The organism is Vagococcus martis (genome assembly GCF_002026305.1).
Lineage (GTDB): Bacteria > Bacillota > Bacilli > Lactobacillales > Vagococcaceae > Vagococcus > Vagococcus martis.
In genome coordinates, this window is the sequence record NZ_MVAB01000001.1 from 706,936 (window position 1) to 719,379 (window position 12,444).

The window sequence follows — 12,444 nt, forward strand, 5'->3', positions numbered from 1 at the left end:
GTCACTCCTAACTAAATTGTTTTAACTTGCAAAATTCCTGTGTCATTTGTCACGTTACCATCTTTGATTATCGGGTCTACTTGATAACTATCTGAATTAGTAATGACCACTTGTGTTTGAGTTAAAAATCCTGACTCTCTAATACCCTCTATATCAAAATCTAGTAATAAATCACCAATCGTCACTTTATCGCCTTGTTTGACATGTGTTTCAAAATACTGTCCATTTAAATTAACTGTATCTAGGCCAACATGTATCAACATTTCAATTCCATGATCATCTACAATACCTATTGCATGTTTACTAGGAAATACTAAACTTATCGTTCCGTTCATCGGTGCGTAAACATGACCTTCCATCGGCTCAATGACCACTCCTTGTCCCATTGTCCCTTGAGAAAATACTGGATCTTTTGAATCAGTAATTGGTGATAACTCTCCAACTAATGGTGCATAGACCGAAACAACTTCACTAGCAACATTTTCAGGTGTCACAGGTATGCTTAAGCTATCATCAATAGGTGAAATAGCTTCACCAACTCTGTCTAGCTGATTGAAAATACCTGCTCTTCTAAAGAATAATGTTAAAATAAATGGGACTATAACCGCAATAATCATCCCTATAAAGAATACCCCATAATATTTTGGCATGATAGCTAAAATACCTGGTAAGCCACCAACACCTATTGATAAGGCTCTAACACCAAATAATGTCACAAATAAACCAGCTATCCCACTACCAATCATAGCTGCAACAAATGGATACATATATTTTAAATTAATCCCAAACATGGCAGGTTCCGTTACACCTAACCAAGCTGAAATAACTGATGGAACAGACACTTGTTCTTCTTTTTTATTTCCTCTATGAGCATATACAACAGCTAAAACAGCTGCTCCTTGAGCAATATTTGATAAACAAATCATTGGCCAAAGATTCGTTGAGCCAAAATCTGCTACTAGTTGTTGGTCAATGGCTAACGTTGTATGATGTAAGCCTGTAATAACAAGTGGTGCATAAAAAGTACCAAATACAGCAGCAAATAGCCAATTAAGAGATGATGTTAATCCAGTATTTACAACTGTTGAAATAGCAGAACCTATTTTCCAACCAATTGGTCCTAATATTAAATGAGCAGCTAAAATAGTTGGTAATAAAGCAAAAAACGGAACAAATATCATTGAAATAGCTTCTGGAATATGTTTCCTTAAAAATCTTTCTAGATATACTAACATAAAACCTGCTAACATAGCTGGTATAACTTGTGCTTGATAGCCAATTTTATCCATGGTAAAGAATCCAAAATCCCAACTCCAGTTAGCTGCAATATCTGCTGCACTAGTTGAGTTGACTGAATAAGCATTCAAAAGCTGTGGAGAAACTAGTGTAATCCCTAAGACAATTCCTAGTATTTCTGTTCCTCTCATTTTTTTAGCGATACTCCATGTAATCCCTACTGGAAGGAAGTGAAAAATAGCCTCACCTGGTAACCATAAAAAGCCATTCACACCGTTCCAAAAAGTTGATGACTCTGTAATCGTTTTGCCATCTAAAAATCCCATCGGTACCGCTTCTAAAATATTTCTAAATCCTAATATTAATCCCCCAACAATAATTGCTGGTAATAATGGCGTAAAAATTTCTGCAAGCATGGTGACTGCTCGTTGTAACATATTTTGATTTTGTTTTGCCGCTGATTTTATTTCTTCTTTTGTTCCACCTTGGATTCCTGCTACAGACATAAATTCTTCGTAGAACGTTGGTACTTCATTTCCAATAATAACTTGAAACTGTCCAGCATTGGTAAAAATACCTCTCACACAAGATATTTCTTCTATTTTATCTTCTTGTGCTTTAGAGGGATCATTTAGTACAAACCTCATACGTGTTGCACAGTGCGTAACTGCCGCAATATTTTCTTTTCCACCGACATAGTCTAGTAATAACAATGCATCTTGATTAAATTTTCCCATCTTCTTTCTCCTTTCACTTGTATGTACAAGTTATGTTAAATAAAATATACACCCTAAGTCTTCGTTTGTAAAGCGCTAACATAGTGTTCACACGTTATATCAATCTCATTTCACATTTTTATTTAATTAATAACTTGATTATTTAGTTTATTTACTAATAAAACATCAACATGTATATAAAAAACAATACAACACAACCTTTGAACAGCTACTTTATTAAAATTTTCTCATTTAAACAAAAAGAAGTATCACCTATTTTATACTTACTACAAGTTGTTCGAACAAGTTGAAAAGGAGTTAGTTACATGAAAGCTTATGAAATAATTTATCAAACAATTGAAAACAGTATTTTAAAAGGTGAGTACAATCCGGGAGATTTTTTACCTAGTGAGAATCAATATGTGAAACAGTTTAAAGTATCAAGAGATACTGTCAGAAAAGCATTGAATTTATTAATGACAAATGGATATATCCAAAAAATACATGGCAAAGGATCCATGGTTTTAAAAAGAGAACAATTAAGATTCCCTATCTCTGGTTTAATAAGTTACAAAGAATTACAACAAGCATATGGATATGATAGTATCACTGATGTCGTCTCATTAGAAAAAATAAAAATTTCAGAAAAATTAAGTCGTCTCACGGGATTCGAAAAAGGTGAAGATGTCTGGAAAATAATAAGAACAAGAGAAATTGATCATCAAAAAGTAATTTGCGACACAGATTATTTGTTATGTCGATTAATTCCTAATTTAACACGCGAGATTGGAGAGGATTCCATTTATAAATATATCGAAAAAGAGTTAGATTTACAGATTTCTTTTGCCGAAAAAGAAATTAGGGTTGTTCCTTTAAATCAATTAGATAAAGACCATTTAGATTTAAATTCACAAGATAATAATATCGTGTCAATTCAAAGCCGTGTCTTTTTAGCTAATGCCGAACAGTTTCAATACACAGAAAGCAGACATCGTGTGGACAAATTTTTATTTTATGACTTTGCAAGAAGAAACCCTTCAACTATCTAATATACTAAGAAAAAATCACCCACTAGATAACTCTAATGGGTGATTTTGGGTTTTATTCAGATTTTTCTTTTGTTTCTTCTTTTTTCTCTTCTTTTGGTTTTTCAATCATTGCTTTACGTGAAGCATTAACGCGTCCTTGACGGTCAATTTCTGTCACTTTCACAAGAATTTCATCGCCTAATTTAACCACATCTTCTACTTTATTCACACGTTCATGTGAGAATTGAGAAATATGCACTAAGGCATCTTTCCCTTTGAATAAGTTAACAAAAGCACCGAATTTTTCAATTCTTACAACTTTAGCTAAGTATACTTGTCCCACTTCAACTTCACGAACTAAATCTTTAATGATTTCAATCGCGCGGTTGATTTTATCTTGATCTTGATGGGCAATACTTACATTACCATCTTGATCGATATCAATTTTAACGTCAGTTTCTTCGATAATTTTGTTGATGGTTTCGCCACCTTTACCGATAACGTCTTTAATTTTTTCAGGTTTGATTTGAATCATTTCAATCTTAGGAGCATATTTACTTAACTCTTTACGAGGTTCAGCGATTGTTGATGTCAATTCATCTAGAATTTCCATACGTGCTTTTTTCGCTTGAGTTAGAGCTTCTGTTAAGATAGCTTCTGTAATTCCTTCGATTTTAATATCCATTTGTAAGGCTGTAATACCATCTTTTGTTCCGGCAACTTTAAAGTCCATGTCACCTAAGTGGTCTTCCATACCTTGAATATCTGTTAAGATAGTGTAGTTATCCCCATCCATTACAAGTCCCATTGCAATACCCGCAACAGGTGCTTTGATTGGAACCCCGGCATCCATTAAGGCTAAGATTCCTGCACAGATACTTGCTTGAGAAGAAGAACCATTTGATTCTAATACTTCTGAAACCACACGAATCATGTATGGAAATTCTTGTTCATTTGGGATAACTTGTGCCATCGCACGTTCACCTAATGCACCATGTCCGATTTCACGACGACCTGGTGATCTCATTGGTCCAGTTGAACCAACTGAGTATTGTGGGAAGTTATAGTGATGGATGAATCGTTTGCTTTCTTCCACACCTAAACCATCAATAATTTGATGTTCGCCAAGTGGTGCTAATGTACAAACTGATAAAGCTTGCGTTTGTCCACGAGTAAATAATCCAGAACCATGCACACGAGGTAGAATACCAACTTCTGATGATAAAGGACGAATTTCGTCAATTTTACGACCATCAGGGCGAACTTTTTCTACAGTGATTAGGCGACGAACTTCATTTTTTTCCATGTCTTCTAAAATTTGACGTACTTCTTTCATCCATTTAGCAGACTCTTCGTTTTCAGCAAATTTTTCTTCATAAACAGCGATTACTTCATCTTTTAAAGCTGAAATGTTGTCTTCACGAGCTAATTTTTCTTCTGTTTGAATGGCTTGAGTCATACGAGGCATATAAATATCATTGATTTCTTTTTCTAACTCAGCATCAACTTGTAATAACTCGATTTCCATTTTTTCTTTGCCGATTTCATTGGCAATTTCTTCTTGGAAAGCAACCAAACGTTTAATTTCTTCATGACCGAATAAAAGGGCACCTAACATATCTTCTTCAGATACTTCTTTTGCACCACTTTCAACCATGTTGATGGCATCTTTTGTTCCAGCTACTGATAATTCAATCGTTGTATTTTCAGCTTGTTCAACAGTTGGGTTGATAACATACTCACCGTCAACAAAACCAACTTCAACACCAGCAATCGGTCCATTAAATGGAATATCAGATACACATAAAGCTAAAGATGAACCTAACATTGCTGCCATTTCAGGTGAGCAATCTTGTTCAACACTCATAACAGTGTTCGTAATTTGAACTTCATTACGGAATCCTTCAGCAAACATTGGACGGATTGGTCTATCAATTAAACGAGCAGTTAATGTTGCTGTTTCACTTGGACGGCCTTCACGTTTAATGAATCCTCCTGGTACTTTTCCAACAGCATACATTTTTTCTTCATAATTAACTGTTAGTGGGAAAAAATCAACATCTTTAGCTTGTTTTGAAGCTACAGCCACACTTAATACCACTGTGTCACCATATCTTACTAAAACTGCTCCATTTGCTTGCTTGGCTAATTGTCCGATTTCAACAGATAATGGACGGCCTCCCCAAGTTGTTTCAAAAACACGTTTTTCACTATGCACTATAATTTTTCTCCTTTGCATACTCGAGGTGAACAGACTACTAAACAAATATCAATCATCTCAAAAATTTAAGAAAACTCATATTTGCATAGTAGACAATCAGCTCATCCTCGGTTTTTATTAAAAGAAAAGCGAGATCAAAACGACCTCACTTATCCTCCTATTTTTGACTCAATTGATTAACGACGTAAGCCTAAACGTTTGATTAATTCACGGTAACGTTGAACATCATTTTTACGTAAGTAAGCTAATAAGTTACGACGGTGACCAACTTTTTTCATTAATCCACGGTATGAATGGTGGTCTTTTTTATGCACGTGTGCATGCTCGTTTAATGCATTAATTTCTGCAGTTAATACAGCAATTTGTACTTCTGGAGAACCAGTATCTCCTTCGTGACGTGCGTATTCTTTAATGATTTCGTTCTTGCGTTCTTTTGAAATTGCCATGTCTTTCACCTCTTCTATATTATTTCCCCAAAACTGAGTATATCGTTGGTGATTCGATGTACCAAGTAATAGGCATGTGACGATTTATCACACAATGGTACTTTACATGATTTTTAGCATAAAAGCAACTGTTTCATACACTTAATTCTCGTTTTTATCATTCGAAAGTGATAATGTCCTAAGTAGGTCGAAAGACAAAATGTCCCAAAATGATAAAATAACTTTATGAAAAGGATAAATCTAACAATGAATGAAACCAAAAAGTATCAAGTTATTAAAGCTGTCGCTGAAAATAAAAAACAAAAAAAGAGAGCTAGTGTTGAACTTAATTTATCTATACGACAAATTAACCGTTTAGTGAAATCATACAGGGAAAATGGTAAATCAGCATTTGTCCATAAAAATCGAGGGAGAAAAAATAAGCACTCTGTGCCTGAAAAAGTAAAACAACAAATAATCACTAGTTATCAATCGTTTAGTATTAAACCAAATATTAAGCATTTTACTGAAATACTGAAAAACGACCATCATATCTGTTATACAGATACTACAATTAGAAGCATCCTGTACAAAGAAAAAATACTTTCACCAAAGGCTCAAAAAAAGACAAAAAGAAGACTCAAACAATTAATAAAGCAAGAAGGTCAACAAACCAAACAATCAGAGAACCTATTGGTTCCAAGAGCTGAAGACTACCTAGAACTCCCTGAAAAGACCCATCCTAGTCGACCTAGAAAAAAATACAAAGGAGAATTAATTCAATTAGATGCTAGTTCATATAATTGGTTTGGAAATCAAATAACTCATCTTCATTTAGCTATTGACGACGCATCAGGTAATATTGTTGGCGCTTATTTTGACCAACAGGAAACGCTCAATGGTTATTACCATGTTCTTCATCAAATTCTGACAAAACAAGGGATTCCTGCCACTTTTCTAACAGATAAACGAACCGTCTTTGAGTACAACAGAAAATCAACAAAAGCTGTAGAAGAAGATACGTTCACGCAGTTTGGGTTTGCTTGTCATCAATTAGGTATTGACATAAAAACATCCTCTATTCCTCAAGCAAAAGGTCGTGTAGAACGTTTAAATGGGACAGTGCAATCAAGATTGCCTGTTGATCTTGAGATAGCAAATATACATTCTATAGAGGAGGCTAATCAATTTCTATCTGTATGGATTCGAAAGTTTAATCGACAATTTGGTCACAAAACTGCAGAAAGTGTTTATGAAACTTCTCCTACAACAGCTGAAATTAATTTATTACTAGCTACTGTCTCTCATCGTATAGTCGATAATGGCCATCATATTAAGTATCAAAATAAATTTTATCTTCCAACGGAAGGTGGTAGCGACAAATATTTTACAAGGAAAACGAAAGCATTAATTATAAAAGCTTTTAACGGGGAGATTTATGTTAATATAGCAGAAAAAATTTATCCTACTAGACGATTAAAAAACCACGAGACCTATTCAAAAGAGTTTGATGGGGTTTCTTCAGATATAAAAAAAGAAAGACGCAAGTACATTCCACCACAGTCACATCCGTGGAAACTTGAGTCTTTCAAAAGGTATCTTCAAAGTATTGACCGTACTATCGAAGAATATGAGGCTGAAAAAACAGCCTGAAACAAAAAGTACCTTATTTTACCAATAATGGTCACATTAGTGCAAGTTTTACGCAGTAAAGATTGCGCTAATGTGAGCCCTCATTTTGGGACATTTTTATTTTCGATTGACACTGTTTCATACACTTAATTCTCGTTTTATTCATCTTTTTTGTACCAATCATAATGAAATATTCCGTCTCGATCTTTTCGCTCATAAGTATGTGCACCAAAATAATCTCTTTGTGCTTGAATAATGTTGGCTGGTAAGTCTTTTGAGCGGTATGAATCATAATAAGAAATCGCCGAAGACAAGCTTGGTACTGGTACACCTAGTTTAACTGCTAAAGAAACAACTTCTCTTATATCACTTTGGTATTCTGATACAATACTTAAAAAGTAGTCATCTAACATTAGATTTTTTAGTGTTGGATTCTTTTCATAAGCATCTGTGATTTTTTGTAAAAATTGTGCTCGTATAATACAGCCTTCACGAAATATTTGAGCGATTTCTCCATAATTTAATGACCAATTGTATTCATTACTTGCCATCATCATTTGTGAGAATCCTTGTGCGTAACTCATAATCTTACTAAAATATAAGGCTCTTCTGACTTTTTCTATCATGACGTTTTTATCTATATTTTTTATAGTGGCGTTTGGTCCTGGTAAAATACGACTTGCCTCGCATCGCTCTTCTTTTAAAGCTGACATAAATCTAGCAAAAACTGCTTCTGTTACAAGAGGTAATGGCACGCCTAAATCAAGTGCATGCTGACTAGTCCATTTCCCAGTTCCTTTATTGCCTGCTTTATCTAGTATGTGTGTGACGATGTAATCTTGCGTGTCTAAATCATCTTTCTTCATTAATAATTCAGATGTAATCGTCATTAAGTAGCTGTTTAGTTCGCCATCATTCCACATACTAAAAATATCTGATACTTCTTCGATACTTAGATGAAGCCCTCTTGTCAAAATATCATAACTTTCAGCAATCAGCTGCATATCACCATACTCAATACCGTTATGAACCATTTTAACAAAATGTCCTGCCCCGTCTGGTCCAATATAAGACACACAAGGTTTTCCATCATGAGCTTTAGCTGCAATATCTTCAAATAAAGGGTTAATTAAATCATATGCTTCACGTTGACCACCTGGCATGAGTGATGGACCGTTTAGTGCACCTTCTTCCCCACCAGACACTCCTGAACCTACAAAATTAATGCCAAACTCTTTCAAGTAGTGACTTCGTCTGAGTGTATCAGTATAATGGGTATTTCCTCCATCAATCAGCACATCATCTTTATCTAAATAAGGTACTAACTGCTCAATCATAGTATCTGTTATCTTCCCAGCAGTTACCATCAGCATTATTTTTCGAGGTGTTTCAATTGATTCAACAAAAGAGTCAATTGTTTCAAATCCTTTGATGTTTTTTTCTGGATGATTTTTTAAAAACTCATCTGTTTCATGATAAAAATGACTGTAAACGGACACGCTATATCCTTTCCCTTCACTATTTAAAGCCAAATTTTTTCCCATAACACCTAATCCGACCATACCAAACTGCTGCTTACTCATTTAATCAATTGCCTCCTGTAGCTTTTTTCATTAGTTATAAATCCTTTAGAATAATAACATAACTGATTTAGTTTCTTAGAAAAATATGAAAGTTTTCATCGTTCTATTACCAAATTAAAATAAGTAAAAATAACATTTATTAAGGGTTTAAGCGATTTATTTATTTCTCAAGGTTTTCATTTTATGGTAAAATGAAAAGTACTATATTAGAAAAGAAAGGAAGGGATATTGATGATTACAATGGATGATATTATCCGTGAGGGGCATCCTACCCTTCGTGAAGTTGCCAAAGAAGTTGAGTTACCTTTATCAGAAGAAGATATTGAACTAGGTAAACGTATGCAAGAGTTTTTAAAAAACAGTCAAGACCCAGAACTTGCAGAAAAATACAAACTACGTGGTGGTGTTGGACTTGCCGCACCACAATTAAATATTTCAAAACGCATTATTGCAATTGAAATTCCTAGTCAGTCAGAAGAAGATACTGAACCACTTTTAAGCACTGTCATGTATAATCCCAAAATAGTCAGTCACTCAGTTCAACAAGCTGCTCTTGAAGAAGGGGAAGGTTGTTTATCTGTTGACAGACCAGTACCAGGTTACGTTATTAGAAACGCACGAATTACAGTTACTTATCATGATATAAATGGTGAAGAACATAAAATTCGTTTGAAAAATTATATGGCCATTGTGGTACAACATGAGATTGATCATATCAATGGTATTATGTTCTACGATCATATTAATGAAGAACATCCAAATTATGCACCAGATGATGTTATTTTTATCCAATAAAAAACTTGTCATACAAATTGTATGACAAGCTTTTTTTGTTTTACTCGATTAATCTAAATAGTGAACAGATTCATCTTTATTCAACCAAGAATAAGTTAACCCAATAACCAATCCTCCACCAATAAAGTTACCAATGAAAGTAAAAATCAAATTGGTCGCTACTGCACCAACCGTCATTCCAGCAATTACTCCACCTGATGAGAAGTATGCTAATGGGAAATAAATGAAGTTGGCGATAACGTGTTCAAATCCTAAAAACGTAAAAATAAAGATAACTAAAATAATCCCAAATAAACGACCTACATCATCCTTTAGCTTCATTGACATTAAAACAGCCAGATTAACAATAACGTTAGCAAAAATTCCTTCAACTAATGTTTGAATGATACTTTTTTCAAATTTTCCTTCAACCAAATGAGTCAGAAAATTATCAGCTGGTAATCCTTTAAAAGCTCCAGTAAGAGATAACATATAAGCTATAACTAGTGCACCGATTAAATTAAACAGCACGCAAACTAGCAATATTTTTAACGCACGACTTGGTGCTAATTTCTTTCGGTACGTCGCAACTGTCATATACATCATGTTAGATGTTCCAAGTTCTGCATTAAGAAAAATGATTAAAGCTAATCCCAAACCAAATGCCATCGCATATAAAGTTTTTCCCGCTGCCGGGTCTGTAAATTTCAATCCTAATCCTATTGCAATCGCTGATCCTAAGCTCAGATATAGTGTTGCTAATACCGAACGCATCGCGTATTTTCCAAAATGTTTTTGGATTAATTCATCTTTTTTTTCGATGGACGCATCTAGTTTGGTCATCAATTCTGAATGTTGTGCCATTGTCTTATTCCTTTCTTTGATAACATTGTTATTTTTTGAACAAACTTTTATTTACAGTAGATACTATATCTTAAAAACTCATCCAAATCTACTAAAAGTTTAATAAAAATGTGGATAAAATACGTCAAATTTTTCTATTTAAACTTTTCTACAAAACATCAATTAATTCTTGTCTTTTCAAAATTGATAAAGTATAATGAAATTTGTGTAAAATAATGCAGCTAGAAAATAAGTAGCACGTTTATTAGTTTATTGCCTTTATGGGTTCAATTGCGTAACCGCGGCTGCAAAGGTGAAGATTGAAGAATAAACTAAGCGTCTATTAATATTTTCAAGAAATTATTTTACTCCAAATAAAAAATTATATTGGAGGATTTTTAAATGTCTCGTTATACAGGACCAAGTTGGAAAATTTCTCGTCGTTTAGGCGTATCTTTATCAGGAACTGGTAAAGAATTGGCTCGTCGTCCATATGCACCAGGACAACACGGACCAAACCAAAGAAGAAACAAATCAGAATATGGTATGCAATTAACTGAAAAACAAAAATTACGCCATATGTATGGTTTAAATGAACGTCAATTCCGTAATCTTTTCATGAGAGCTGGAAAAATTAAAGAAGGTAAACACGGTGTTAACTTTATGGTTCTTTTAGAACAACGTTTAGACAACGTAGTATACCGTCTAGGTTTAGCTACAACTCGTCGTCAAGCACGTCAGTTAGTTAACCACGGTCACGTTTTAGTTGATGGCAAACGTGTTGACATCCCTTCATATGAAGTGGCTGTTGGACAAGTTATCTCTATCCGTGAAAAATCTAAAGATTTAACAATCATTAAAGATGCTGTTGAATCAACTTTAGGTCGTCCTTCATTTGTAAGCTTTGACGCTGAAAAATTAGAAGGTAGTATCACTCGTTTACCAGAACGTGATGAATTACCACAAGAAGTTGACGAGTCTTACGTAGTTGAGTTCTACAACAAATTACTATAAGATTATCAATTATCTTTATACAAAAAAGAGATGGCGCGCCATCTCTTTTTTATTTCCTCTTATGATTGATAAACATAATTAACCAGATAATTAGAATTACGGATAAGATGACCACATAAATCCATTCATAATCTGACGACAAGCGTGGCAGGTCAATATTCATCCCATAAAACCCTGTAATTAACGTTGGAATAGCTAACGCTAAGGACCAAACTGTTAAAAATTTCATCGTATCATTTAAGTTATTATTCATAATACTATCGAAAATCCGAGCAATTCGGTCCACGATGTCTGATTCAAGTTCAGTCATATGAGCTACTTGATTTGCCTCGATTAACGCGTCGTCCAATCTTTCCATTGTTTGTTCATCAAAACTTCTCCCTAACCTTGAACGTTTCATTTGCTCTAGTATTTCTAGGTTATTTTCAGATGCACTCAATAAAAATGTCAGTGTTTGTTGTAAATAAGATAAGCGAACCAAATCTTTATTTTTCACTCTTTCAGTTAACAAATCATCCATCTGATGACGCTCTTTTGAAATTTCTCTTAAAATAGGTAAGTATCTATCAATCAATTCACGAATTAATTCAAACAAAAAAATCATTGGTGTTGCTGAACTCACCTGCTCGATACTTTCTTTCACACCTTCATAACTAATCGTACTTTCCGCTTCATTAAACGAAAATAACATGTCATCTTTTACCAAAAAACTAACTGGTCTTGACACATAGCGAATGTCTTTTGGTTGCTTTGTCGGAACATGAATCACAACCAACTCTATGTCATTGACAGAATCAGTAATATAATTACTTCGTTCATAAATATCCATGACATATTCAAGCGTTTCCTCTGGTATTTGAAACTCGTTTCTTAATATATTCTTTTCACTCGTTGATAAATGATGTGTTTCTATCCATTTGAATGACGGATTTATCTGATGTTCTACCAACATGATCATTGTCTCCTTTTTCC

At 34.1% G+C, this 12,444-nt stretch carries 10 protein-coding genes; 4 read left to right on the forward strand and 6 right to left on the reverse strand.

The genetic code is table 11. The features are described from left to right. Positions 1-11: 11 nt before the first annotated feature. Positions 12-1,973: a PTS system trehalose-specific EIIBC component gene (gene treP, locus BW731_RS03345; RefSeq protein WP_079345709.1), complete on the reverse strand. Its 1,962-nt coding sequence runs from the start codon at positions 1,971-1,973 to the stop codon at positions 12-14. A gap of 305 nt (positions 1,974-2,278) precedes the next feature. Here treP and treR point away from each other — a divergent pair, with 305 nt between their 5' ends. Further along, a complete protein-coding gene (treR, locus tag BW731_RS03350; RefSeq protein ID WP_079345711.1) occupies positions 2,279-3,001 on the forward strand; it encodes a trehalose operon repressor in 723 nt (240 codons plus the stop codon). 52 nt (positions 3,002-3,053) lie between these two features. Here treR and pnp read toward each other — a convergent pair whose 3' ends face one another. Together pnp and rpsO are read right to left on the reverse strand one after the other, a co-directional pair. Next, positions 3,054-5,219 carry a polyribonucleotide nucleotidyltransferase gene (gene pnp, locus BW731_RS03355; protein WP_079345713.1) on the reverse strand — a complete coding sequence of 722 codons (2,166 nt, stop codon included), beginning with the start codon at positions 5,217-5,219 and terminating at the stop codon, positions 3,054-3,056. A 158-nt stretch (positions 5,220-5,377) separates the two neighbouring features. Continuing rightward, complete coding sequence (rpsO, locus tag BW731_RS03360; RefSeq protein ID WP_071457431.1) at positions 5,378-5,647, reverse strand: 30S ribosomal protein S15; 270 nt, start codon at positions 5,645-5,647, stop codon at positions 5,378-5,380. A 246-nt stretch (positions 5,648-5,893) separates the two neighbouring features. On the opposite strand from rpsO, the gene BW731_RS03365 reads away from it, so the two are divergent. Beyond that, complete coding sequence (locus tag BW731_RS03365) at positions 5,894-7,279, forward strand: ISNCY family transposase (RefSeq protein ID WP_079345715.1); 1,386 nt, start codon at positions 5,894-5,896, stop codon at positions 7,277-7,279. A 137-nt stretch (positions 7,280-7,416) separates the two neighbouring features. Here BW731_RS03365 and gndA read toward each other — a convergent pair whose 3' ends face one another. Further along, entirely contained in the window at positions 7,417-8,841 is a 1,425-nt protein-coding gene (gene gndA / locus BW731_RS03370) for an NADP-dependent phosphogluconate dehydrogenase (protein ID WP_079345717.1), read from the reverse strand. A gap of 231 nt (positions 8,842-9,072) precedes the next feature. Between gndA and def the strand changes: the two genes are divergently transcribed. Continuing rightward, complete coding sequence (gene def, locus BW731_RS03375) at positions 9,073-9,636, forward strand: peptide deformylase (RefSeq protein WP_071457433.1); 564 nt, start codon at positions 9,073-9,075, stop codon at positions 9,634-9,636. 48 nt (positions 9,637-9,684) lie between these two features. Here the strand turns inward: def and BW731_RS03380 are convergent, their stop codons facing one another. Beyond that, positions 9,685-10,479, reverse strand: coding sequence for a formate/nitrite transporter family protein (locus BW731_RS03380; RefSeq protein WP_079345719.1), 795 nt, complete (start codon positions 10,477-10,479; stop codon positions 9,685-9,687). Between the two features lie 381 nt (positions 10,480-10,860). On the opposite strand from BW731_RS03380, the gene rpsD reads away from it, so the two are divergent. Beyond that, the gene (gene rpsD, locus BW731_RS03385; protein WP_079345721.1) at positions 10,861-11,472 is read left to right on the forward strand and encodes a 30S ribosomal protein S4; all 612 of its coding nucleotides are present in this window, start codon (positions 10,861-10,863) and stop codon (positions 11,470-11,472) included. Between the two features lie 49 nt (positions 11,473-11,521). Here rpsD and BW731_RS03390 read toward each other — a convergent pair whose 3' ends face one another. Further along, positions 11,522-12,424, reverse strand: coding sequence for a magnesium transporter CorA family protein (locus BW731_RS03390; RefSeq protein WP_158080148.1), 903 nt, complete (start codon positions 12,422-12,424; stop codon positions 11,522-11,524). Positions 12,425-12,444: the final 20 nt, after the last annotated feature.

What these genes read in the sequence shown, in the direction of transcription:
- treP (WP_079345709.1), bottom strand. Translation starts at nt 1,973, where the DNA reads ATGGGAAAATTTAATCAAGATGCATTGTTATTACTAGACTATGTCGGT.
- BW731_RS03390 (WP_158080148.1), bottom strand. Translation starts at nt 12,424, where the DNA reads ATGTTGGTAGAACATCAGATAAATCCGTCATTCAAATGGATAGAAACA.
- def (WP_071457433.1), top strand. Translation starts at nt 9,073, where the DNA reads ATGATTACAATGGATGATATTATCCGTGAGGGGCATCCTACCCTTCGT.
- treR (WP_079345711.1), top strand. Translation starts at nt 2,279, where the DNA reads ATGAAAGCTTATGAAATAATTTATCAAACAATTGAAAACAGTATTTTA.
- BW731_RS03380 (WP_079345719.1), bottom strand. Translation starts at nt 10,479, where the DNA reads ATGGCACAACATTCAGAATTGATGACCAAACTAGATGCGTCCATCGAA.
- pnp (WP_079345713.1), bottom strand. Translation starts at nt 5,219, where the DNA reads ATGCAAAGGAGAAAAATTATAGTGCATAGTGAAAAACGTGTTTTTGAA.
- rpsO (WP_071457431.1), bottom strand. Translation starts at nt 5,647, where the DNA reads ATGGCAATTTCAAAAGAACGCAAGAACGAAATCATTAAAGAATACGCA.
- rpsD (WP_079345721.1), top strand. Translation starts at nt 10,861, where the DNA reads ATGTCTCGTTATACAGGACCAAGTTGGAAAATTTCTCGTCGTTTAGGC.
- BW731_RS03365 (WP_079345715.1), top strand. Translation starts at nt 5,894, where the DNA reads ATGAATGAAACCAAAAAGTATCAAGTTATTAAAGCTGTCGCTGAAAAT.
- gndA (WP_079345717.1), bottom strand. Translation starts at nt 8,841, where the DNA reads ATGAGTAAGCAGCAGTTTGGTATGGTCGGATTAGGTGTTATGGGAAAA.